Raw genomic sequence first — 24,037 nt, forward strand, 5'->3', positions numbered from 1 at the left:
GTCGCTTTTCATGAACGATCGAATGACGGATGCTGGAAGCATGCCGTCGACACCGCTGCCGTCCGCCGCGCCCGCTGCCACCCTCGCCGACCGGGCCATCGAGCTCGCCCGCCGATGGGTCCAGGAGGCCGCCGCCGTCGAGGTCGATGCCTCGGCCGAGCGGCTCGCGGGCGTGCTGAAGGATCCGAACGGCCTTCCCTTCACGATCGGGTTCGTCGACGGCGTCATGCGCCCCGAGAGCCTGTCGGCCGCGGCATCCAATCTCAGCCGGGTCGCGCCGCTGGTCCCTGACTTCCTGCCCTGGTACCTGCAGGGCGCCGTGCGCGTCGGCGGGGCCGTCGCACCCGTGCTGCCGACGCCCGTCGTGCCGATCGCGCGCAAGGTGCTGCGCGAGATGGTCGGGCACCTCGTCGTCGACGCCCGTCCCGACAAGCTCGGCCCCGCGATCGCGACGCTGCGCGAGAACGGCGCTCGCCTGAACCTCAACCTGCTCGGCGAGGCGGTGCTGGGCGAGCGCGAGGCGCTGCGCCGGCTCGAAGGCATCCACGAGCTCGTTCGCCGCCCCGACGTCGACTACGTCTCGGTCAAGGTGTCGGCGATCGCGAGCCACATCTCGATGTGGGCGTTCGACGAGGTCGTCGACAAGGTCGTCGAGCGCCTCCTGCCGCTGTACCTCACGGCGGCCGAGGACCGGACCTTCATCAACCTCGACATGGAGGAGTACCGCGACCTCGACCTGACGATCGCGGTCTTCACGCGCATCCTCTCCGACCCGCGGCTGCAGGGCCTCGAAGCAGGCATCGTCCTCCAGGCCTACCTGCCCGACGCGCTCGGCGCGCTCGACCGGCTGACGACGTGGGCGAAGGCCCGCGTCGAAACGGGTGGGGCGCGCATCAAGGTGCGGCTCGTCAAGGGCGCGAATCTCGCGATGGAGCGGGTGGATGCCGTCATGCACGGCTGGTCGCTCGCGACCTACGACTCCAAGCTCGACTCCGACGCGAACTACGTGCGCTGCCTCGACGCGGCGCTCCAGACCGACCGTACGGGGGCCGTGCGCATCGGTGTCGCCGGTCACAACCTCTTCGACATCGCCTACGCGTGGCTGCTCGCCGGCGAGCGCGGAGTGCGGGATTCGGTGGAGTTCGAGATGCTCCTCGGCATGGCGCAGGGCCAGGTCGAGGCCGTCACGCGCGAGGTCGGCCATGTGCTGCTCTACGTGCCCGTCGTCCGTCCCGACGAGTTCGACGTCGCGATCAGCTACCTCGTGCGCCGCCTCGAGGAGAACGCGTCGAGCGACAACTTCCTCTCCGCCGCATTCGACCTCGCCGACGACACGACGATGTTCGACCGCGAGCGCGACCGCTTCCTCGCCTCGCTCGAGCGCGCGGTCGACCCCGCACTGCCCGCCGGTCCGAACCGTTCGCAGGACCGCACGGCGCAGGCCCCGGAGCCGGGTGCGCGCGCCGCGAGCCGCCTCGTGCGCGATGCGCCGAACGGCGAAGACACCGGCCTCACGCAGGAGGTCATCGGCATCGCGCGCTCCGCGGCGACCGACGACGAGCTCCCGGACGAGTCCGACGCCGACTCGATCCAGCCCAGCGTCGAGGAGCAGCTCTTCGGCGGCCAGGCGTTCGTCGAGACCGCCGTCTTCTCGCGGCGCGAGTCGGGCACGCGCGCGATGGGCGCGCCGGGCTTCCGCAACACGGCCGACACCGACCCGGCACTGCCCGCCAACCGCGACTGGGCGCACGGCATCCTCTCCCGCGTCGACGTGTCGACGGCGGGCGACGCCACGATCGGCGAGGCCCGCGTCACCGACTCCGAGACCCTCGAAAGCATCGTGCGGACGGTTCGGGATGCTGCGGTGGCGTGGGGCGCACTGCCCGCGGCCGACCGCTCGGCCGTGCTGCTTGCCGCCGCGCGCGCCCTCGAGGCGCGTCGCGGCGAGCTCATCGAGGTCGCAGCGTCGGAGACGGGCAAGGTCTTCGCCGAGGCCGACGTCGAGGTCAGTGAAGCCGTCGACTTCGCGAACTACTACGCCGCGACGGCGCGTGAGCTCGACCGCGTGAGCGGCGCCGTCTTCGTGCCGGCCCGCTTGACGGTCGTGACGCCGCCGTGGAACTTCCCCGTGGCGATCCCCGCGGGAGGCGTGCTCGCGGCCCTCGCGGCCGGCTCGGGCGTCGTCTTCAAGCCGGCGCCGCAGGCACGGCGCTGCGCCGCCGTCGTCGCCGAGGCCCTCTGGGAGGCCGGCGTGCCGCGCGACGTGCTCGCCCTGGTCGACATCGACGAGGGGGCACTCGGGCAGCAGCTCGTGTCGCATCCCGACGTCGACCGCGTCATCCTCACCGGCTCGTGGGAGACGGCGGCGCTGTTCCGCTCGTGGCGCCCCGAGCTGCCGCTGCTGGCCGAGACGAGCGGAAAGAACGCCATGATCGTCATGCCGTCGGCCGACCTCGACCTGGCGGCATCCGATCTCATCAAGAGCGCCTTCGGCCACGCGGGCCAGAAGTGCTCCGCCGCATCGCTCGCGATCCTCGTGGGCCCGGTCGGGCGCTCCAAGCGCTTCGCCCGCCAGCTCGTCGACGCCACCGCGTCGCTGCGCGTCGGCCCGCCGTCCGACTCGCTGTCGGAGGTGGGCCCCGTCATCGAGGTGCCGCACGGCAAGCTGCAATGGGCGCTGACGACCCTCGAGGAGGGGGAGCAGTGGCTCATCGAGCCCAAGCCGCTCGACTTCGGACCTGAGACGTCAGGCCGCTTCTGGTCGCCGGGCATCCGCACCGGCGTGCACGGCGGCTCCCGCTTCCACCGCGAGGAGTTCTTCGGCCCGGTCCTCGGCGTGATGCACGCGTCGTCGCTGGCGCATGCGATCGAACTGCAGAACGCCGTCGCCTACGGCCTCACGGCGGGCCTCTACACGCAGAACCCCGACGACCTCGCGACCTGGCTCGACCGCGTCGAGGCAGGGAACCTCTACGTCAACCGCGGCATCACTGGCGCGATCGTGCAGCGCCAGCCGTTCGGCGGCTGGAAGCGCTCATCGGTCGGCGCGGGCACGAAGGCCGGCGGCCCGAACTATCTCGTCGGCCTCGGGTCGTGGCGCGCGTCGAGCGGCGCCACGGTCTCCCAGACGCTCCACCTGCGCGGCCTCGACTCGCGCATCACCGACGTCATCGAGGCGGCCCAGCCGTCGTTGGACTACGACTCGTTCGAGTGGCTGCGCCGTGCCGCGCTCTCCGACGCCGTCGCGTGGGACCGCGAGTTCGGTCAGGTGAAGGATGCCTCGCACCTGGGCGTCGAGCGCAACCTGTTCCGCTACCGCCCCATCTCGCAGGTCGCGGTGCGCGCGACCAAGGACGCTTCGTGGCAGTCGCTGCTGCGCGTGGCCATCGCGGGACTCCGCTCGGGCGCGGGGCTCACGATCAGCGCTCCCGTCGGGCTGCCGGCGCCGGTGCGCCGTGCCCTCGCCGAGCAGCACGTGCACGTCTTTGTCGAGACCGACGAGCAGTGGATCGAGCGGGTCTCGCACCCCGCCGAGGGGGCATCGCGTCCGGCGCGGGCGCGGCTGGTCGGCCCGTCCGAGCCGACCGCCGAGCTGCACCGCCGCCTCGCCGACGCCGTCACCGGCGACCCCGACCTCGCCGTCTACGACAACGAGGTGACGACGGCGGGCCGGCTCGAGCTGCTGCCGTTCCTGCACGAGCAGTCGATCACGATCACTGCGCACCGATTCGGCAACCCCGACCCCTGGAGCGACGAGATCATCTGACTGGTGCGTCGGTCTCGACGCGTCCGCCCCTGACCGTCGGAGGTTCGAGGCGATGTCGGGGCGATTGCGCCCTATCCTCCGACGGGAGCCGGATTCTCCGACGCCGGCTGCACCCAGGTGGGAGGGCCGACGAGGCTGACGATCCTCCTGGGTCGTGAGCGACGCCCGCGCTGCGCGTTCGTTGACGAAATACACAACGTTGCAATTCCTCCTTGACAGGCCTTGTGCCCCGTCGCCAGCATGGAGCCTGGAAGGATTTACGACGTTGTAAATCGCACCCGCACCGTGCGAATCGCACACGTCGTGACCGTCCGCAGTGATGAGGGGCGACCCTCTGCAATACGAGTCCACCGCGCATGTCAATGTGCACACGACGCAGTGAGGAACAAATCGAATGAGTGTGAAGGAACAGAGGCGACGGGGCAGTGCGCACCGTCGCAGGACGCTGGCGGCCGTCATCGCCGTCGCCGCGGTGGTCGGGGGCGCCCTGGTCGCGACGACACCCGCGGCCGCCGCCGACAGCGACCCGTGGGTGTCGTTGCCGCCGAACGCCAGCGGGGTCGACGACGTCTATCGCTTCACGGTGCCGAACTCGGCCATCCAGCCGGCGACGGGCATCAACGGGAGCGTCGTCGCCGTCGAGGGCAATTTCGCTCCCGGAAAGACATGGACCACCCTGAACATGGGGCTGAGCGGCGGGAACTGGTCCTCGACGATCGGACCGCTCGAGCCGGGACTGTACTACTACCAGTACTCGGCCCGTCCGGCCTGGAACCAGGATGCCATCCCGTTCCGCAACCCGGCGAGCCCGCAGGAGGTGACGTCGAAGCCTACGTGGAGCACGCTGTTCGTCGACGGACCGGGAGCCGAGTGGCTCGCCGATGTCCCGAACGGAGGGGCATTGGACGATCTCACGTACCAGAGCTCCGTCACAGGTGCGGAGCGATCGGCGCTGGTCTGGACGCCCCCGGGCTATGACGACAACCGCGCCGAGCCCTACCCGGTGCTCTACCTCGTGCAGGACAAGGGCCAGAGCTATCGCGAATGGGTGGAGCTCGGGCGGCTGAAGCAGATCCTCGACAATCTGACGGTCGAGGGGGACGTCGAGCCGATGGTCGTCGTGATGGGTGACGGCGAGTCGGACGAGATCCGCGGCGAAGTCGTCAAGAACCTCCTCCCGGCCGCCGAGAAGGCGTTCAACATCTCCAGCGACGGCCAGGAACGCGCGCTCGCCGGTATCGGCCGAGGGGCCTCGCAGGCTCTCAGCCTTCTGGTCAGTGCCACTGGCGAGTTCTCGGACGTCGGCGCGTTCTCGGGCTACCTCGAGCAGAACGTCGGCAAGGGCAAGGCGCAGCAGATCAACGACGCGACCGACCTCATCCGTCTGTACGCCGGCAACGTCACCGATCCGAACTACGACTCGACGGTGGACCTCGCCGCCAAGCTCGGCAGAGCGGGCGTCGAGTTCCAGTCGGACGGTTCCGACCCCGAGACCGGCGGCACATGGGACACGTGGCAGAAGAACCTGCGCGACTTCGCGCAGCGTGTGTTCCGGACGCCGGGCGACACCGGACCGAGTGAAGGTCACCTCGCGCTCGAGCCGCACTCGCTCCCCGCGGCCGGCACGACCCCCACGCCGTGGATCGATGAGAACGGCGTCGTGACCTTCGAGACCGGCACCGAGTTCGCGGGGGCGAACAACGTGACGGTCTGGGGCAACTTCGGGCCCGGCGGCAGCTGGCCGCGCACGCCGATGACCAAGCAGCTTGACGGCCGCTGGCGGCTGACGATGCCGGTCGACTCGGGCTCGTACTACTACAAGTTCGTCGTGGAGGGCTCGGACCGCAAAGACACCACCAACCCGACGACGGTCTTCTCGGAGCCGAACTGGAGCACCTTCCAGGTGCCCGGGGACGACACGCTCCGTGGCGAGTACACCACCCCCGTGGCGCCCGAGTCGCGCGGCAAGGTCGGGATCATGAACTACACGAGCAGCGCGGGCGGCAACCCCACTCGCTCCGCGTACGTGTGGACGCCCCCGGGGTACGATCCCGAGCGCGCAGAGGCCTACCCGGTGTTCTACCTCCAGCACGGCGGCGGGCAGACGTGGACGGACTGGATCGAGGTCGGCTTCGCCGCCCAGATCCTGGACAACCACTACCTCAAGGGCGACATCGTCCCGATGGTGGTCGTCATGGCCAACGGCAACGGCGTGAACTTCCCCAACGAGATCACGCAGCGCATCACGGTCGCCGCTGAGGCGACCTACAACGTCAGCAGCGACCCCGAAGACCGCGCCCTCGCAGGCCTCTCGATGGGATCGCAGGCGGCATTGAGCACCCTGTACGCGATGCCCGGCACGTTCGCCTACATCGGGGCCATGTCGGCGTTCACCAACCCTCCTGCGAACGCGAACGTGGCGGCGATCAACGGGGGCACGAAGCTCTTGCGCATCTACTCCGGTGACATGCAGGACTTCACCTACCAGAACACGCTGAGCCTCATCAGCGCGCTGAACAACCGCGGGATCGAACACGAGTTCGCTCCGATCATCCCCGGCCCGCACAGCTGGGACGTCTGGCAGAAGGCGTTGATCGATCTGCTGCCGCGTCTGTTCAAGGACTGACGCCTCATCCGGCACTCCGGCAGCGTGACACCGTCGTCGACTTCGGCGACGGTGTCATGCTGTCCCGGCGCTGTCAGCCCCAGGCTCGCCGGCGCTCAGTCGTCGGTGCTCGTGAAGCCGGTCGACTCGCGCTTGACGATCCGGAAGTCGGGCTTGAACGTCACAGGGGGCTGGCGCTCGCCCTTCTCGTTGATGCGCTCGACGAGCCGATCGACGGCGATCGCCGCGATCTCGTCGCGGCCGGGGTCGACCGTCGTCATCGAGGGGAGCGAGTACTTGCTCTCGTCGATGTTGTCGAAGCCGATCATCGCGACATCGTCGGGGACGCTCAGGCCCTCCTCGCCGAGGGCGCGGAGGACACCGAGTCCGAGGGTGTCGCTCAGTGCGAACACGGCATCGAACTCGACCCCCTCGCGAACGAGGAGATGGGCGGCCGCAGCACCTCCCGCGCGGTTCCACCGCGACATCTCGGTGGGCCGGACGAGCGTCGGGTCGAGCTCGATGCCCGCTCGCTCGAGCGCACGGAGGTACCCCTTGAGGCGCAGATTCGCCGAGCTGGCCTCGTCGCCGCCATGCAGGTCGGCGCCGATCAGCGCGATCCTTCGGCGGCCGATCTCGAGAAGGTGCTCGACGGCGGCCTCCGCCGACGACATGTTGTGCATCGTGACGTGGTCGGTCGGTCCGCCGAAGATGCGTTCGCCCAGGAGGACGAGCGGCGCGTCGACGGCGAGCGCCTGGGCATCGTCCTGTCCGAGGCTGACGGGACTGAAGAGCAGGCCGTCCAGGAAGCGGGGACGGCTCGTCGACACGGCGCGCAGCTCGGCATCCCGCTGTCCGCTCGTCTGCTCGACCATGACACCGAGGCCGCGCTTCTCGGCGGCCCGGATCACCGAGTCGGCGAGCTCTGCGAAATAGTTCTCGCGCAATGAGGGGACGGCGAGGCCGATGACGCCGGTGCGCCCCGAACGCAAACCGCGCGCGGAGAGGTTGGGGCGGTAATCCAGCTGCTCGATCGCCTCATTGACCCGGTCGCGGGTGCCAGGGCGCACGTGCGGATAGTCGTTGATGACGTTGGACACAGTCTTTATGGAGACGCCGGCCACCCGCGCGACGTCATGCATCGTCGGTCCCATCGATGCTCCCGCCTGCCGTTCGGAACCCCTGTACTCTACTGCCGCCGTGAGGTCGCCACGGACGCGCCGCACACTGTCCCATCGTTCGTGCAACGTCGAAATGCAACGTTGTAAAACTAGTGTATCGTGCCGGTGTGCACGTCATCGAGGACCGAGAATGCTGAGCGCCGACGATTGGCCGATCGCGGCTGCGATGCTTCCGCTCGGTGATGCCCACCCCGCCGGAAGATCCGAGGTTCCGGCAGAGCGCTGGCTCGCCGACCTCGCAGAGGTGCGCGATGCCGGATTCACGGATGTCGACCTCACCGACTCGTGGATCCGCTACGGCGACCTCGACCGGCAGCAGGCCGAGTCGCTCGGGGAGTGCCTCCGCTCGTCCGGGCTGTCGGCTGCTTCCCTTTCCGCGATCCGGCGGAGCGTGATCGACGAGGAGCACGGCGAGGCTCATCTCGCCTATGCGCATCGGACGATCGATTTCGCGGCCGAGCTCGGAATCCCGGTCGTCTCGGTCGGTCTGCACCGGGCGCTCACTGCCGCTCAGCGCGAGGAGCTGTGGTTCTGGACCGTCGAGGGCCATCGTGACCCCGTCGGCGACGACGATGCCTGGTCGCTCGCGGTGGACCGGCTGCGCGAACTCGGCCGGCACGCCGGAGAGGTCGGGCTCCTGCTCTCTCTCGAGCTGTACGAGCACACGTTCCTGGGCACCTCGGACTCATCCGTCCGGCTCGTGGAGGACATCGGGCTGGACGTCGTGGGCCTCAACCCCGATATCGGCAACCTCATCCGGCTCCACGAGCCCGTCGAGGACTGGCGGGCCATCGCGGAGGCGACGATGCCCTATGCCAACTTCTGGCACGTCAAGAACTACACACGCGATGAGGATGCCGCAGCCGGGCTGTTCTCCACGGTTCCGACGTCGCTCGAGCTCGGCGTCATCAACTATCGCGAGGCCGTCAAGATCGCGCTGCGCAATGGATTCCAGGGCGTCATCTGCGTCGAGCACTACGGCGGAGACGGATTGAGCGTCAGCGCGACGAACCGCGACTACCTGCGCGGGCGCGTGCTGCCCCGGCGGGGGTACTCCCTCGGCGAGAGCAGGGTCGGGCAGTCGCATGGATCGGCGGATGAGCGATGACAAGGATCCTCGGTGACCCGGACGCCTTCGTCGCTGATGCCCTCCGCGGGTTCGTGCGTGCGCACGGCGACGAGATCGCGCTCGTCGACGGCGGGGTGGTGCGCGCGATTCCGCTGGAATCGGGCAAGGTCGCGGTGCTCATCGGCGGCGGCTCGGGGCACTCCCCGGCGTTCGCCGGCTACGTCGGTGCGGGGCTGGCGGCAGGCGCCGTGTGCGGCAACATCTTCACCTCACCGTCCACGGCGCAGGCGCTGCGCGTCGCCCACGCGGCGGACGCGGGCGGGGGCGTCCTCTTCACCTTCGGAAAGTACGCGGGAGACGTCATCCACTTCGGCGAGGCGGAGCGGCGACTGCGTGAGGAAGGGGTCGATGCCCGCACCGTGCTGATCACGGATGACGTCGCAAGCGCGCCCGCCGACTCGGCGGACGAGCGACGCGGCATTGCGGGGATCGTCTGCGTCTTCCACGTCGCCGGGGCTGCGGCGGAGCGCGGCGACCCCATTGGCGAGGTGGAGCGCCTCGCCGCCCACGCGAACAGCCGAACGAGAAGCCACGGAGTCGCCTTCGCCGGCTGCACACTTCCCGGCGCCGACCACGCCCTCTTCGAGGTGCCTGCGGGACAGATGTCGATCGGGCTCGGTATCCACGGCGAGCCGGGTGTCCGCGACGTGCCCATGCAGTCCGCCCCCGAGCTCGCCGTCACGCTCGCCGAGCCTCTCCTCGACGAGCGTCCGGAAGGATGCCGGCGCGCCGCTGTCATCGTGAACGGACTGGGCTCCGTCAAGTACGAAGAGCTGTTCGTCCTCTTCGGCTTCGTCGTGGAGCACCTCGAGGCGCAGGACATCGAGATCGTCGAACCGCTGTGCGGCGAGTACGTGACGAGCCTCGACATGGCGGGTGTCTCGCTCACCGTGATGTGGCTCGATGATGAGCTCGAGGAGCTGTGGAAGGCTCCGTCATCGTCGCCGGCGTTCCGCAAGGGCATCGCGTCGACGAGTGGCGGGGTTGCCGGCCTGCGCGTCGCCGACGAGCCGCGCAGCAACGAGGCCGCGCCGGAACGACCCGCGCCCGCGACTCCGGCGGCCATCGAAGCGGCAGGTGTCGCCCGGCGGCTGCTGCGCAGTGCGCGGGAGGCCGTCGGGGCGGAGGCGGAAGCTCTCGGCGAGCTGGACGCCGTCGCCGACGACGGCGACCACGGCCTCGGAATGGTGCGCGGTCTGACGGCGGCGACCACGGCATCGGAATGGTGCGCGGTCTGACGGCGGCGACCACGGCATCGGAATGGTGCGCGGTCTGACGGCGGCGACCACGGCATCGGAATGGTGCGCGGTCTGACGGCGGCGGTCGAAGCGGCCGATGCGGCCGTGCAAGGGACGGGAGTGCGGGAGCTGCTGCAGCTCGCCGGCGACGCGTGGTCCGAGACCGCGGGCGGGACATCCGGCGCGCTGTGGGGCGCTGCGCTCGCGCAGCTCGGGGAGTCGCTGGGATCGCCGGACGCGTTCACTCCTGCGGATGTCGCCGCGTCCGTCGCCGCCGCGAGTGCGAGGGTCGCCGAGCTCGGCGGCGCCGCGCCCGGCGACAAGACCATGCTCGACGCGATGGTGCCCTTCGACCACGCCCTCAGTGCGGGAGTGGGCGCGGGAACCGAGCTGGCGGTCGCGCTCGCCGACGCGGCATCGGCCGCTCGCAGCGGAGCCGACGCGACATCGGCCATGACTCCGCGCCGCGGTCGCGCTCGACCCCTCGCCGAGCGGAGCCTCGGGTACGCCGACCCGGGTGCGACCTCGTTCTGGATCATCGCCGACGACATCGCCCGTGCGGTCGCGGCATCCGACGAAGTGGAGTGACAGGTGGGATGGACGATCGTGATCGGAGCCGACGATGCGGGCTTCGCGTACAAGGAGGCCCTGCGAGACCTGCTCGACGGTGATCTTCGTGTGGACCGCGTCATCGACATCGGGGTCTCGAGCGCCGACGCCACGCCGTATCCCCGCGTCGCGGTGAAGGCCGCGACGATGGTCGCGCGAGGCGAGGCCGAGCGGGCCCTCCTCATCTGCGGAACGGGTCTCGGCGTCGCGATCGCGGCGAACAAGGTGCGCGGCATCAGGGCGGTGACCGCGCACGACAGCTACTCCGTGGAGCGGTCGGTCATGAGCAACGACGCCCAGGTCCTCACGCTCGGCGCGCGCGTCATCGGTCTCGAGCTGGCGAAGAAGCTCGTCGACGAGTGGCTTGAGCACCGATTCGATCCGGGATCGGCGTCCGCCGCGAAAGTCCGGTTGATCGACGACTATGAAGAGGAGTCCCGATGATCTCGAAGGCGGCCGTGATCGGCTCCGGATACATGGGCGGCGGAATCGCCCAGGTGCTCGCCCTCGCCGGCAAGGAGGTCGTGCTCGCCGACGCGAGCGCCGAGCTCGCAGCCTCGAATCGCGAGCGGCTCATCCGCGAGGCGGCGGATTACGCGGAGCGTGGGATCTTCCCCTCGGACGCCGCCGAGACGGTCGCCGAGCGCATCTCGTCCGCGCCGTCGATCGAGGACGCCGTCGCCGACGTGGACTTCGTCGAGGAGGCGGTGCCCGAGATCCTCGAGCTCAAGCACGACACGCTGCGCCGCATCGACCGTGCCGCGCGGCCCGACGCGGTCATCGGAAGCAACACGTCCACCATCTCGATCGGGACGCTCGCGGAGGCCGTCGACGGGGGCGGGCGCTTCCTCGGCGTGCACTTCAGCAATCCGGCGCCCTTCATCCCGGGAGTCGAGGTGATCCCGCACTCCGGCACGGATCCAGACGCCGTCGAGGCCGTCGTCGCGCTCCTGCGCGAGTGCGGCAAGGTGGGAGTTCCCATCACCGACGTCACGGGCTTCGTGCTCAATCGCCTCCAGTACGCGCTGTTCACCGAAGCAGCACGGCTCGTCGACGAAGGGGTGGCGACCCCCGAAGCCGTCGACCTGATCGCCCGGACGACATTCGGATTCCGGCTGCCCTTCTTCGGACCTTTCGCGATCGCCGACATCGCGGGTCTGGACGTCTACGACTTCTGCTACCGGTCCCTCCACGACGCATATCCGGAGCGCTTCACCGCTCCGGCCGTCCTGCGCGAGCGCGTGGACCGCGGCGACAAAGGCGTCAAGTCCGGCAGGGGCTTCCTCGCGACTCCCGCCGAGCGCGCCCCCGAACTGGCCGCTTACCGCGACGAGGCGTACGCCGCGCTCTCGGCTCTGCTGCGACAGCTGGGGCCGGCGCCGGTCGATTACTGAGTCGCAAGTTTCGGGAGCGGGGGAGAAAATCCCGCTCCTCTCTTGACACGCGGATGCCGCGATGCAAAGGTAACTACAACGTTGCTCTACAACGTTGTAGACCAACCGGACGATGAGTCGCTCCCGAAGGGGCTCAGGGCATCCGGAACGGTCGCGCACCGACGAAGAAGTCCAGCAAACCGAAAGGAACTCCAGTGAAGACAAGGATTGTCCTAGCTGCGATCACGACGCTCGCCCTGGCGGGCGCCCTCGCCGCCTGCTCCGTCGGAGGAGACGGCGGTGCGAGCACGGGTGGCGGGAATGCCGACGCCAACTGCTCGAACACGATCAAGAAGAAGGACGCACCCATCGTCACCCTGTGGGCGTGGTACCCGAACTCGGAAGCCGTCGTCGACAACTTCAACGAGGCGCACGACGACGTCCAGGTCTGCTGGACGAACGCAGGCGCGGGTGGAGCCGAGTACGACAAGTTCCAGACGGCCGTGTCCGCCGGCAGCGGCGCTCCCGACGTCGTCATGGTCGAGGCGGACCGCATTGCGCCCTTCCAGGTGCAGGACGCCCTCGTCGACCTCAAGGATCTCGGCTACCAGGACGTCAAGGACAACTTCAGCGACGGCGCATGGAAGGACGTCTCGGTGGGCGACGGCGTCTATGGCGCCCCGATCGACGGCGGCCCGATGGGCATGATCTACCGGAAGGACGTGTTCGACAAGTACGGCGTCACTCCCCCCACCACGTGGCAGGAGTTCGAGACCACCGCGCAGAAGGTGAAGGACGCCGGGGGACCGGTCTTCGCGAGCTTCGCCGCGAACCAGCCCGCCGAGGTCACGGCGCTGATGTACCAGAACGGCGCGCAGCCCTTCACCTACGACCCTTCGGACAAGGGCGAGATCGGGATCAAGCTCAACAGCGCCGAGGTCAAGGAAGTGCTCGACTACTGGGCGGGCCTCGTCCAGAAGGGTCTCGTGGGCACGGAGGACCAGTTCACACCCGAGTACATCTCGGCCGTCATCGCGGGCGACTACGCGACATACCTGTCGGCGGCGTGGGCGCCCGGCTACCTCCAGGGTGCGGGCGTCGGCGAGGGCGCCGATGCGGGAGTGTGGGCAACCGCCCCGATGCCGCAGTGGGATACCGCCAACCCGGTCGCCATCAACTGGGGCGGATCGGCTTTCAGCGTGACGAAGCAGGCGAAGGACCCCGAACTGGCCGCGAAGGTCGCGTTCGGCGTCTACGCCGACAAGAAGTCCCTCGACGAGGGCTGGCAGAACCAGATCATCTTCCCGTTGAACCAGGACGTGCTGAAGTCCGATGAGTTCCAGAACTACGAGGTGCCCTTCTTCGGAGGCCAGCAGGCCAACAAGGAGGTGTACGTGCCGGCGGCCAACGCGTACAAGGGCATGACGTACACGCCGATCGGCCAGTACTACTACTCGGCCCTCACCAAGCAGATCGCCGCCATCAACGAGGGCAAGGCGACCGGCTCCGAGGCGGCAGACGCCCTTCAGAAGGACGTCGTGGCGTACGCGAAGGAGCAGGGGTTCACCGTAAAGGAGTGACCCCGGCCAGGGGGCCGGTCCGTCGTCCTCGCGCGGACCGGCCCTCGGTCACCCCTTCACAGACCCGGAGAAATCATGACCGCCACCATCGACCGCACGGTCTCGTCGAAGCGTCGCCGCTCGACCGCCATGCGTCAGAATCTGACCGGCTGGGCTTTCGTCGCACCGTTCGGGATCATCTTCCTCGCGCTCCTCGTGCTCCCGATCGGCTATGCGTTCTATCTGAGCCTGTTCCAGAAGTCGCTCATCGGGGGGACGAGGTTCGTCCTCTTCGAAAACTACGCCAAGGCGTTCAGCGACCCGTCGTTCCTCAGCGGCGTCTCATTCGTCATCCGCTTCTCGCTCGTGCTCATCCCGCTGCAGATGGCCCTGTCGCTCGCGATCGCCCTGATCCTCGACATCGTGATCACGCGCTTCGCCCGCTTCTCGCGCCTCATGATCTTCATGCCGTACGCGATCCCCACGGTCATCGGCGCGTTGATGTGGGGGTTCCTCTACAGCGACAACTTCGGTCCGCTTGCGGAGATCTTCGAAAGTTTCGGCCGTCAGGCCCCTGATTTCCTGAGCAGCAGCCTGATCTTCTACGGGTTGCTCAACATCGTGACGTGGCAATGGGCCGGCTACTACATGATCATCATCTACGCCGCCCTGCCGGGCATCGATCCGACCCTCTACGAGGCCGCGCGCATCGACGGCGCCTCCCAGTGGCAGATCGTGCTGCGGATCAAGATCCCGTTGGTGGCTCCCGCTCTCCTTCTGATCCTCGTGTTCGCCCTGATCGGAACTCTCCAGTTCTTCAACGAGCCGAAGATCCTCCAGCAGCTCGCCGCGGGGGCCATCCCCAACGACTTCACGCCGAACATGTACGCGTACCAGCAGGCCTTCTCGCTCGCGAACTCCAACTACGGCGCGGCGATCTCGTTCGCGCTCGGCGCCGTCGTCTTCGTCTGCGTGTACATCTTCCTGTTCGCGACCCGCAAGCGAGGGAGCTTCACCTCATGAGCGCCACCCCTGTCGAGCTCACGAACACCCGTCGCAAGCCGCGGAGCCTCATCGAGCGCAGGCCCGCTCCTCGCCAGCGCGGCCGCGTTCCCCTCAACATCGTGCTCGCGCTGTTGATGCTGTACTTCCTGATTCCGTTCTGGTGGCTGATCGTCAACAGCTCCAAGAACTCCGCGGGCCTGTTCGGCGGCGGCAGCTCGCTCTGGTTCGCGGACGACATCGACTACGTCCAGAACCTGGTCGACCTCTTCACCTACAGCGGCGGCATCTACGCGCGCTGGCTCGCCAACTCGGCCCTCTACGCGATCGTCGGAGGCGTCGGGGCGACGGTGCTCGCCGTGCTCGCCGGCTATGGCTTCGCGAAGTACCAGTTCGCCGGCCGGCGACTCTCGTTCGCGGTCCTGCTCGGCGCCGTCATGATCCCGACGACGACGCTCGTGATCCCGACCTTCGTCCTGTTCGCACAGGTGGGCTGGACGAACACCATCTGGGCCGTCATCTTCCCGACGCTGCTCAACCCGTTCGGCGTCTATCTCATGAACGTCTACGCGCGCGACGCGGTCCCCGACGAGCTGCTGGACGCGGCGCGAGTCGACGGCGCCGGCGAGTTCCGCTCGTTCCTGGTCGTGGCGCTCCCGCTGCTGCGCCCCGCGATCGTGACCGTCCTCCTCCTTTCGATCGTCGCGTCGTGGAACAATTACTTCCTTCCGCTCGTCATGCTCTCGGACAACCGGCTCTTCCCGGTGACCGTCGGAATCGGGCTGTGGCAGTCGACCGCCTCCACGTACGGCGCGGCGGGCGGCCAGAGCCTGTGGAGCATCATCATCCTCGGCTCGCTCGTCTCGGTGATCCCCCTGATCATCGCGTTCCTGACGCTCCAGAAGTACTGGCGTGGCGGCCTCGCCATCGGAAGCCTCAAGTGACCTGAGGATCGAAGCGCTCCCTCGCCCTGTCCCGCCTCACCCGAAAGAGAAGAATGATCCGAGCACACCTCACCATCGACCCCCACTTCACGGTCGGCCCGATCAACAGGCGCCTCTTCGGCTCCTTCGTCGAGCACCTGGGTCGCTGCGTCTACGACGGAATCTACGAGCCCGCGCACCCCGCTGCCGACGAGGACGGCTTCCGCACCGATGTCGTGGAGCTCGTGCGCGAACTGGGTGTCTCGACCGTCCGATACCCGGGAGGCAACTTCGTCTCCGGTTACCGCTGGGAGGACGGCGTCGGCCCCCGCGACGAGCGACCCCGCCGGCTCGACCTGGCGTGGCACTCGACCGAGACCAACGAGATCGGCCTGGACGAGTTCGCGACCTGGCTGAAGAAGGTCGACGGCGAGCTCATGTACGCGGTCAACCTCGGGACCCGAGGAGTCCTCGAGACGCTCGACGTGCTCGAGTACGCGAACCTGAAGTCCGGCACTTTCTGGTCGGACAAGCGCATCGCCAACGGGCACACGGAGCCGCACGACATCCGCATGTGGTGCCTGGGGAACGAGATGGACGGTCCGTGGCAGCTCGGCCACAGCACGGCGGAGGAGTACGCGCGGCTCGCGGGGACGACGGCCGCGGCGATGCGCCAGATCGATCCCGACCTCGAACTCGTGGTGTGCGGCAGCTCGGGCGCGGGGATGCCGACGTTCGGCGAATGGGAGCGGGTCGTGCTGGAGAAGACGTACGAGAACGTCGACTTCATCTCGTGCCATGCGTACTACGAGCCCAAGGGCGGAGACTACGCAGGCTTCCTCGCCTCGGGCGTCAACATGGACCGCTTCATCGAAGCCGTCGTCGCCACAGCCGATTCCGTCAAGGCCGTCATCCGCAGCGACAAGACGATCAACATCTCCTTCGACGAATGGAACGTCTGGTACCAGTCGCGCTACAACGACGTCGACAAGATCACCGACGTCCAGACCTGGCCCGTCGCACCCCGCCTGCTCGAGGACTCGTATTCGGTGCTCGACGCCGTCGTCTTCGGGAGCCTCATGATCTCGCTCATCCGGCACGCGGACCGCGTGACCTCCGCGAGCCTCGCCCAGCTCGTCAACGTCATCGCGCCGATCATGACCGAGCCGGGAGGGCCCGCATGGCGTCAGACCACCTTCTATCCGTTCTCGCTGACGTCGCAGCTCGCGCGGGGCACGGCGCTGGAGCTGAAGCTCGACAGCCCGACCTACGAGACCGCGGAGTACGGCGACGTGTCGCTCGTCGATGCGGTCGCGACGCACGATGAGAACGGCACGACGATCTTCGCCGTGAACCGCAGCCTCACCGACGAGGTCACGTTCGAGGTCGACACGCGCGCTCTCGCCGGCGTGAGCCACGCGGAGGCGATCTCGCTCTTCGACGACGACATCCACGCCGCCAACACGCTCGACGACCAGGACCGCGTCACGCCGAAGGCGAACGCGTCGGTGGCGATCGGCGAAGGCGCTGTGACCGTCACTCTGCCGCCGGTGTCGTGGACCGTGCTGACTCTGGCCTGAGCGGCTGCAGCGCCCGGCGTCGAGAGCGGTTTCAGAGAGGAAGAGGATGACCCAGCCAGGCCTGCTTCGCGTCGAGGGGACGCGCATCGTGGCGGGAGAGACCCCCGTGACCCTCAGAGGCTTCGGCCTCGGGGGCTGGATGAACATGGAGAACTTCATCACCGGCTATGCCGGTGCCGAGTCGCAGCAGCGTCGTGCGCTTCGTCGCGTGCTGGGCGACGAGGGGTACGAGCGGTTCTTCACGCGATTCCTCGAGGAGTTCTTCACCGACGACGACGCCCGGTTCCTTCAGGAGCTCGGCCTGAACTCGCTGCGCATCCCCTTCAACTATCGCCACTTCGAGGATGACGACGAGCCCTTCGTCATCAAGGACGAAGGTTTCGCGGTGCTGGATCGAGTCGTGGATGCCTGTGCCCGGCACGGGATCTTCACCATCCTCGATCTGCACGCGCTGCCCGGTGCGCAGAACCAGCACTGGCACAGCGACAACCCGACGCAGTGGGCGTCGTTCTGGTCTCAGCGCCAGTTCCAGGATCGCGTCGTCCATCTCTGGGAGCGGATCGCCGAGCACTACCGCGGCAACCCGTGGGTCGCCGGATACAACCCCGTGAACGAGCCGGCCGACGCGCACGGGTCGGCGATCGGCCCCTTCTACCGGCGGCTGGAGGCCGCCATCCGCGCCGTCGATCCCGACCACATCCTGTTCCTCGACGGCAATCGCTACTCGACGCAGTTCGACCAGCTCGGAGATCCGCTTCCCAACTGCGTCTATACGGCGCACGACTACGCCCTGCCCGGGTTCGTCGACGGGGGACCCTATCCGGGCGTCTCGCGCGGCCAGTACGTCGATCGCGACCGCGTCGAGCAGACGTTCCTCGAGCGCACGGCGTACATGCGCGAGACCGGCACGCCGATCTGGGTGGGCGAGTTCGGGCCGGTGTACACGGGCGATCCCGCACGCGACGCCCAGCGCTACCGGCTGCTGGAGGATCAGCTCGAGATCTTCGACCGGCATGACGCGAGCTGGGCGCTGTGGACCTACAAGGACATCGGCTTGCAGGGCGTCGTCACCGTCGACCCCGGTTCCGAATACCTCCGCCGGATCGCTCCGATCCTCGAGAAGAAGGCCCGCCTCGGGGTGGATTCGTGGGGATCGACGGATGCCGGGGTGCGTGACATCCTCGAGCCGATCGAGCGCCTCTTCGAGCAGGAGTTCCCGGACTTCCAGCCCTATCCGTGGGGTGCGCGCCGCTGGATCCATGGTCACATCCGCCACGTGATGCTCGCAGAGGCGATGGTCGATGAGTTCGCGCGTTCGTTCGCGGGTGTCGCGCCCGACGCCGCCGAGCGCCTGGCCGACGCGTTCTCGTTCCGCAACTGCCGCGTCCGCGAGGACCTGGCGACGATCTTGCGCCGCACAGCGCGTTGAGCCCGCGGTGGTGAGATGGCTCAGACGAAGCGGGTGACCCTCAAGGAGGTCGCCGCTCGGACAGGCGTGTCGCTGACGACGATCTCCAAGGTGCTCAACGGGGCCGCCGACGTGTCGTCGGCCACGCGTGAGCTCGTCGAGGAGCAGCTTCGCGAGAGCGGCTACCGGCGACGCAAGAGCAAGCAGCGCCGCGAGTACATCGAGGTCGTGCTGCAGGAGCTCGACGGCGACTGGGCGCTCGCCATCATCGAAGGCGTGCGCGAGAGCGCGGCCGAGGTGGGGCTCGCCGTCTCCCTGTCGGTGAGCGGCGACAGGCATGCGCCGGGACCGGAATGGCTGGATGCCGTCGTGCGGCGTGGTCCGACGGGGATCATCCTCCTGTTCGCCGACGTCCCGCCCGAAGGGCGTGCGACCCTCAAGGCGCGCGGCATCCCGTTCGTCATCATCGACCCGGCAGGCGACCCCGCACCCGGCATCCCCGCGGTGGGCGCGGCGAACTGGTCGGGCGGCGTCACCGCGACGAGGCACCTGATCTCGCTCGGCCATCGGCGCATCGCCGCGATCACCGGTCCCGCGCACGTGATGTGCTCCCTTGCCCGGCTCGACGGCTATCGTGCGGCGATGACGTCGGCCGGCCTTCCGGTCGACCCGGAATGGGTCCGGTACGGCGACCTTCAGCGCGACGGCGGCGAGCGTCACGCGATGGAGCTCCTTCGCCTCCCGGATCCGCCCTCCGCCATCTTCGCGGGCAACGACCTGCAGGCGCTCGGCGTCCTGCACGCGGCCGCCGCGCAGGGTGTCGTCGTGCCTCGCGACCTGTCGGTCGTCGGATTCGACGACCTCGCGATCGCGGAACTGGCGAGCCCGAGGCTCACGACCATCCACCAGCCGCTGCGCGAGATGGCCGATCAGGCGACCCGGCTCGTCCTGCAGCTGCTGGAGGGCCCGCAGCCCGAGGTGACGCGGGTCGAGCTCGCGACGTCGCTCGTCGTGCGCGATTCGACGGCCCGGCCGAACGTCGCGTGAGCGGACGGATGCCTCGACCCGAGCGCTGCGCCGGGTCGAGGCATCCCTCATCTCCGGCCGTGCGTGACTCCGGCGCACGGAAAAGGCTGCCGGCGGGGAGAGAAGACCCCGCCGGCAACCTCCCGGCTCAGCCGCTGACGATCAGAGCCACGCGCTCAGGTTGGTCCTGATCTTCTGCGCGTCCGAGGTCAGCGCGGCAGCCTGCTCCGGGGTGACCTTGCCCGCCGTCTGGAACTCGCCGACCTGCGTGAGGTAGCCCGCGAGCACATCGAGGGCGCCCTGCGAGTCTCCCTTGGCCACGAGCTTGAGAGCCTGGTCGAGCTTGACCGTGAGGGCGTTCTTGTTGCCCTTGTTCAGGTCCGTCGCCGCCACGTTCGTCTTCAACGTGCCGATCTCGTCCTGGATGAACGCCTCGGGGTGCCACAGGTAGTCGCGCGCCCAGATCGAGAACATCTGGTTCCAGGTGTTGAAGTCATGCGCACCGGCCACGACGACGTTCTCGATGAAACCGAAGTTGTCGAGGTTCGCCACCGTGTTGGCGTTCGGCAGACCGAAGTCCCAGCGCCCGCCGCCGAACAGGATGTACGGCTCGACCAGGTCCGGCGTCGTGGCGGGGACGCTCGCGCCGCCGCTCCAGGGGCCGTAGTAGCCGAACAGGTCGGCGTCATCCCTGATGAGGTTCTGGGTGACGGCGGAACCGGCCGACAGGCCCGCGAACGCCCGGTCGATGGGGGCGGTCGAGACGTTGTAGTTCTGTTCGACGAACGGGATGACGACGTTGCGCAGGTTCGGATAGGCGTCGCCGAGGACCGCCTGGCTCCCCACGGGTCCGAGGTAGTTGGTGTTCGTCGCGATGACGACCGCGGGCTCAGTGGTGCCGTCGTCGAGCAGGTTGTCCATGATGACCGGGACGTTGCCCATGTTCAGCCAGTCGGACTGATCCTGACCGCCGCCGTGCTGCATGTAGATCGTCTTGTACGGCTCGGCCCGGTTCGGATCGTAGTTCGGCGGGAGGTACACGCCGAGCGTGCGTCCGGTCTGATTGGGGATGTCGATCGGGACGTAGCTCCAGGTGCCCTTCGCCGAGTCCTCCCGCGGGAGCTCGATCTGCCGCGCCTCGAGAGGGGCGAAGTCCTGCTTCGCGGCGTCGTACGGGACGAACACCTTGTTGAACGCGCGCCGAGCCGTGCCCTGCAGCCCGTCGGGGGCGAAGATCGGCGAGTTGGCAGGGTCGGCGACCCACAGGTTGGTGTTGTTGTCGACGTAGAACCAGTACTGGTTGGCGCCGGCGGCGAGCGGCACATCGGTCACCCAGTAGCCATTGCCGGCGTTGGTCATCTGCACGTCGTACCCGCCGCCCCCGCGCATGAGGCCGGGCTTGTACTGGGACGGCTGATAGACCGTCGGGTCGCTCTGGTCTGCCCAGTTGCGCAGCAGGATGTCGGCCACGAAGCGCACGCTCGTCGCGGTGGGGTTGTAGTACACGAAGTGCCCCGTGTAACCCGTCGGTGAGTTCGGGTCGGCGTAGACGGTCGGTCCGGGCGTCAGGTTCTCCTCGGCCTGGGCGGTCAGCGGCACGGTGGCCAGCACCATCGCCGCGGCCAGTCCGAGGGATGCGAGAGGATTCACGAGCCGGTGGCGGTGACGGGAGATGCCTTCCGTCGGGCCTTCCGCGGCGTGGCTCCTCCGTGGGAAAACGCTCATTACTGTTCCTCCTTGAATAGCTGCCGAGCGCCCGAGGCGGCTCCGACACGGCCAGGGTAGCGACGGTTTACGACGTTGTAAAGAAATTCTCTACGACGTTGTAAATCGACTCGGTCCCCGACCATTGAGTCCCATGTAAAGAATTCTTGACACGTGTGCCACACCGGCGTACTGTCGTCGATGTCAAAGATTTTAGACATCGAGGAGGTGGGTCCGATGGGATACTCCGAGCGGATCACGTGGTCGCAGCTCATCGCGAGCACGATCGGCCTGGTCGTGTACCTCGTGATCGTCCTGCCCCAGCTCTCGCACACGGCGGTCGGCGATATCGACTGGGTCTGGCCCATGGTGTGGACGATCCTCGGCGCCATCGTGCTGTCGATCGTGCTGAGCATCGCGTGGGGGATCGTCGCGGGAATGCTCGACCCCGAGCTCGAGCACCGCTCGGATCAGCGCGACCGCGAGATCGAGCACTTCGGCGACCGCATCGGGCAGGCGTTCCTCGTGATCGGGGCTCTCGCGGGCCTCGTGCTCGCGATGGTCGAGGCGGAGTGGTTCTGGATCGGCAACGCCCTGTTCCTCGGCTTCTACCTCTCGGCGTCCCTCGGCGGCGTCGCGCGCCTCATCGCCTACCGGCGCGGGTTCCAGTGATGGTCAAGCCCACGCGCGTCACCAACTCGATCCGCGCCGTCCGCGAGGCGACCGGCATGACGCAGGCCGATCTGGCCCGCCGTATCGGCGTCACGCGTCAGACCCTCATCGCGATCGAGCAGGGCAAGTACTCGCCCACGCTCGAACTCGCGTTCCAGATCTCCCGCGTCTTCGGCGTGGGCCTCGACGATCTGTTCCAGTTCCCCGAGGAGGGCTGAGAGATGAACGGACAGCAGGATGCCGCGACCGCGGCCGTTCCCGCCACGATGACCGTCTGGGCGCAGCACCGCTACGGCGGGCCCGAGGTCGTCGCCGCCGAGACGATCGACGTTCCCGAGCCGCGCGCAGGCGAGGTGCTGCTGCGTGTCGGCGCCACCGGGCTCAACGCCGGCGACGTGCGGCTCCTGCGCGGAGATCCGCTCCTCGTGCGCCTGCTCTTCGGACTGCGCCGGCCGAAGCATGCCGTGCGCGGCATGGATGTCGCGGGCACCGTCGTCGCGCGCGGCCCCGACGTCTCCGACCTCGCGATCGGCGACGAGGTCGTCGGTGAGCTCCCCGGCGGCGGGCTCGCGCCGTTCGCCGTCGCCCCGGTCGCGCGCCTCGTGCGGCGGCCCGCTGCCGTGTCGCGGGTGGATGCCGCGGCCCTGCCGATCGCGGCCGGCACAGCTTGGCAGGCGCTCACCCTCGCCGGCGCGCTCGAGGGCGGCCGCGTGCTGGTGATCGGCGCATCTGGCGGCGTGGGGACGTTCGCGGTGCAGCTCGCCGCGCACCGCGGGCTCGAGGTGTGGGCGCTGACCGGCGCCCGGTCGCTCGACCTCGTCACGTCGCTCGGCGCGTCGCACGCGTTCGACTACAAGGCGGTGGGGCCGGGATCACCCGAGCTGGCCCCGGACTCCCTCGACGCCGTCATCGACATCGCCGGCACCGCACCCCTGCGCGCGCTGCAGCGACTCGTGCGCGCGGGCGGCCGCGTCGTGCTCGTGGCGGGCGAGGGCGGCCGCGTCCTCGGGCCCGTCGGCCGGATGCTGCGCGCCGCCGTCCTCTCGATCGGCTCGAGCCGCGGCATCCGTCCCCTCGCGGCGAAGGCCGACCCACACGCGCTTCAGGAACTGCTCGCACTCGTGGAGACCGGCGCTGTGAAGGCTGTGGTCGAGCGGACCTTCGCGCTCTCCGACGCGCGGGACGGGCTCGCGCACGTCGACGCCGGCCACACCGTGGGGAAGGTCGTCGTCGTTCCGTAGCGGCCCGGGGTCGGCGTGGACAATCCGGCGTGAGGCGGGGACCGCGTGAGACAATGACTGAGGCGTGCCCGTGTTGATGGCTTCTCAAGCCCCGCCGGGCCTCTGGACAGCGTCCGCCGCCCCGTTCGAAGGAGCATGAAGTCCATGCAGAACACCGCGCCCGCACCGGAGGCCACCGTGGTCGAGGCCCGCATCCAGCAGCATCGCCGTTATCTGATGTGCCGTCCCGAGCACTTCACGGTCAGCTACACGATCAACCCCTGGATGGAGCCGGCCAACCCGACCGACACGGCGCTCGCCGTGCGGCAGTGGCAGGCGCTGTACGACACGTACCTCGCGCTCGGCCACGAGGTGCAGCTCATCGATCCGATCGAGGGTCTCCCCGACATGGTCTACACGGCCAACGGCGGCTTCGTGATCGCAGGCGTCGCATATGGGGCGAAGTTCCGGTTCCAGGAGCGCGTCCCCGAGGGCCCCGCGTTCATGGAGTGGTTCCGCGACAACGGGTACGAGGTCGTCGATCCCCGCGAGGTCAACGAGGGCGAGGGCGACTTCCTGCTCGTCGGCGACACGATCCTCGCAGGCACCGGCTTCCGCTCGACCGGCGACAGCCACAGCGAGCTGCGCGACGTGTTCGGCAAGGAGGTCGTCTCGCTCACCCTCGTCGACCCGCGCTTCTACCACCTCGACACCGCGATCGCCGTGCTCGACCCCGTGCAGGGCCCCGGCGGCGTCGAGAGCGCCAACATCGCATACCTCGAGCACGCGTTCGACGAGCGCAGCCAGGCGGTGCTCGCCGAGCGCTACCCCGACGCGATCCGCGTCTCGGACGCCGACGGCGCCGTGTTCGGCCTCAACTCCGCGAGCGACGGCCTCAACGTCATCATCTCGCCGCGCGCCAAGGGCTTCGAGGCGCAGCTGCGCGAGCGCGGCTACAACCCCGTGCTCGTCGACCTCTCCGAGCTCCTGCTCGGCGGCGGCGGCATCAAGTGCTGCACGCTCGAACTCCGACGCTGAAAGG

19 protein-coding genes are annotated in these 24,037 nt (G+C 68.6%); 17 read left to right on the top strand and 2 right to left on the bottom strand.

From position 1 onward, the window contains the following. The first annotated feature begins 40 nt into the window (after positions 1 to 40). Together ACH3VR_RS13395 and ACH3VR_RS13400 are read left to right on the top strand one after the other, a co-directional pair. Entirely contained in the window at positions 41 to 3,766 is a 3,726-nt protein-coding gene (locus ACH3VR_RS13395; RefSeq protein WP_397556810.1) for a bifunctional proline dehydrogenase/L-glutamate gamma-semialdehyde dehydrogenase, read from the top strand. A 394-nt stretch (positions 3,767 to 4,160) separates the two neighbouring features. Then, the gene (locus ACH3VR_RS13400; RefSeq protein ID WP_397556811.1) at positions 4,161 to 6,392 is read left to right on the top strand and encodes an alpha/beta hydrolase-fold protein; all 2,232 of its coding nucleotides are present in this window, start codon (positions 4,161 to 4,163) and stop codon (positions 6,390 to 6,392) included. Between the two features lie 95 nt (positions 6,393 to 6,487). Here ACH3VR_RS13400 and ACH3VR_RS13405 read toward each other — a convergent pair whose 3' ends face one another. Next, complete coding sequence (locus tag ACH3VR_RS13405; RefSeq protein ID WP_397556812.1) at positions 6,488 to 7,513, bottom strand: LacI family DNA-binding transcriptional regulator; 1,026 nt, start codon at positions 7,511 to 7,513, stop codon at positions 6,488 to 6,490. A gap of 169 nt (positions 7,514 to 7,682) precedes the next feature. Between ACH3VR_RS13405 and ACH3VR_RS13410 the strand changes: the two genes are divergently transcribed. From ACH3VR_RS13410 to ACH3VR_RS13460, 11 genes are all read left to right on the top strand, one after another. Next, positions 7,683 to 8,660 (top strand): sugar phosphate isomerase/epimerase family protein, encoded by a 978-nt coding sequence (locus ACH3VR_RS13410; protein ID WP_397556813.1) that lies wholly within the window; start codon positions 7,683 to 7,685, stop codon positions 8,658 to 8,660. Then, complete coding sequence (locus ACH3VR_RS13415) at positions 8,657 to 9,919, top strand: dihydroxyacetone kinase family protein (protein ID WP_397556814.1); 1,263 nt, start codon at positions 8,657 to 8,659, stop codon at positions 9,917 to 9,919. The genes ACH3VR_RS13410 and ACH3VR_RS13415 overlap by 4 nt, the downstream gene beginning before the upstream one ends. 54 nt (positions 9,920 to 9,973) lie before the next feature. After that, a complete protein-coding gene (locus ACH3VR_RS13420; protein WP_397556986.1) occupies positions 9,974 to 10,507 on the top strand; it encodes a DAK2 domain-containing protein in 534 nt (177 codons plus the stop codon). A gap of 15 nt (positions 10,508 to 10,522) precedes the next feature. Next, entirely contained in the window at positions 10,523 to 10,972 is a 450-nt protein-coding gene (locus ACH3VR_RS13425; protein ID WP_397556987.1) for a ribose-5-phosphate isomerase, read from the top strand. Further along, complete coding sequence (locus tag ACH3VR_RS13430; protein ID WP_397556815.1) at positions 10,969 to 11,922, top strand: 3-hydroxyacyl-CoA dehydrogenase family protein; 954 nt, start codon at positions 10,969 to 10,971, stop codon at positions 11,920 to 11,922. Before ACH3VR_RS13425 ends, ACH3VR_RS13430 begins: the two co-directional genes overlap by 4 nt. Before the next feature lie 194 nt (positions 11,923 to 12,116). Next, a complete protein-coding gene (locus ACH3VR_RS13435; RefSeq protein WP_397556816.1) occupies positions 12,117 to 13,481 on the top strand; it encodes an ABC transporter substrate-binding protein in 1,365 nt (454 codons plus the stop codon). A 75-nt stretch (positions 13,482 to 13,556) separates the two neighbouring features. Next, on the top strand, positions 13,557 to 14,483 hold the full coding sequence (locus ACH3VR_RS13440; RefSeq protein WP_397556817.1) for a carbohydrate ABC transporter permease: 927 nt from the start codon (positions 13,557 to 13,559) through the stop codon (positions 14,481 to 14,483). Continuing rightward, positions 14,480 to 15,406 carry a carbohydrate ABC transporter permease gene (locus ACH3VR_RS13445; protein ID WP_397556818.1) on the top strand — a complete coding sequence of 309 codons (927 nt, stop codon included), beginning with the start codon at positions 14,480 to 14,482 and terminating at the stop codon, positions 15,404 to 15,406. Before ACH3VR_RS13440 ends, ACH3VR_RS13445 begins: the two co-directional genes overlap by 4 nt. Positions 15,407 to 15,459: 53 nt before the next feature. After that, positions 15,460 to 16,965 (top strand): arabinosylfuranosidase ArfA, encoded by a 1,506-nt coding sequence (arfA, locus tag ACH3VR_RS13450; protein WP_397556819.1) that lies wholly within the window; start codon positions 15,460 to 15,462, stop codon positions 16,963 to 16,965. Between the two features lie 46 nt (positions 16,966 to 17,011). Then, positions 17,012 to 18,394, top strand: coding sequence for a glycoside hydrolase family 5 protein (locus tag ACH3VR_RS13455; protein WP_397556820.1), 1,383 nt, complete (start codon positions 17,012 to 17,014; stop codon positions 18,392 to 18,394). 15 nt (positions 18,395 to 18,409) lie between these two features. Then, positions 18,410 to 19,420 (top strand): LacI family DNA-binding transcriptional regulator, encoded by a 1,011-nt coding sequence (locus tag ACH3VR_RS13460; RefSeq protein ID WP_397556821.1) that lies wholly within the window; start codon positions 18,410 to 18,412, stop codon positions 19,418 to 19,420. A gap of 141 nt (positions 19,421 to 19,561) precedes the next feature. Here the strand turns inward: ACH3VR_RS13460 and ACH3VR_RS13465 are convergent, their stop codons facing one another. Then, on the bottom strand, positions 19,562 to 21,124 hold the full coding sequence (locus ACH3VR_RS13465) for an alpha/beta hydrolase (protein WP_397556822.1): 1,563 nt from the start codon (positions 21,122 to 21,124) through the stop codon (positions 19,562 to 19,564). A gap of 216 nt (positions 21,125 to 21,340) precedes the next feature. Here ACH3VR_RS13465 and ACH3VR_RS13470 point away from each other — a divergent pair, with 216 nt between their 5' ends. The 4 genes from ACH3VR_RS13470 to ddaH all read left to right on the top strand — a co-directional run bounded on the left by ACH3VR_RS13470 (position 21,341) and on the right by ddaH (position 24,033). Then, on the top strand, positions 21,341 to 21,775 hold the full coding sequence (locus ACH3VR_RS13470) for a hypothetical protein (protein WP_397556823.1): 435 nt from the start codon (positions 21,341 to 21,343) through the stop codon (positions 21,773 to 21,775). Next, on the top strand, positions 21,775 to 21,993 hold the full coding sequence (locus tag ACH3VR_RS13475) for a helix-turn-helix transcriptional regulator (RefSeq protein WP_397556824.1): 219 nt from the start codon (positions 21,775 to 21,777) through the stop codon (positions 21,991 to 21,993). The genes ACH3VR_RS13470 and ACH3VR_RS13475 overlap by 1 nt, the downstream gene beginning before the upstream one ends. A gap of 3 nt (positions 21,994 to 21,996) precedes the next feature. Next, positions 21,997 to 23,016 (top strand): NAD(P)-dependent alcohol dehydrogenase, encoded by a 1,020-nt coding sequence (locus tag ACH3VR_RS13480; protein ID WP_397556825.1) that lies wholly within the window; start codon positions 21,997 to 21,999, stop codon positions 23,014 to 23,016. A gap of 144 nt (positions 23,017 to 23,160) precedes the next feature. Continuing rightward, positions 23,161 to 24,033, top strand: coding sequence for a dimethylargininase (gene ddaH / locus ACH3VR_RS13485; protein ID WP_397556988.1), 873 nt, complete (start codon positions 23,161 to 23,163; stop codon positions 24,031 to 24,033). Positions 24,034 to 24,037 lie beyond the last annotated feature (4 nt).

The sequence above is a fragment of the Microbacterium alkaliflavum genome (assembly GCF_044325405.1).
Classification (GTDB): Bacteria; Actinomycetota; Actinomycetes; order Actinomycetales; family Microbacteriaceae; genus Microbacterium; species Microbacterium alkaliflavum.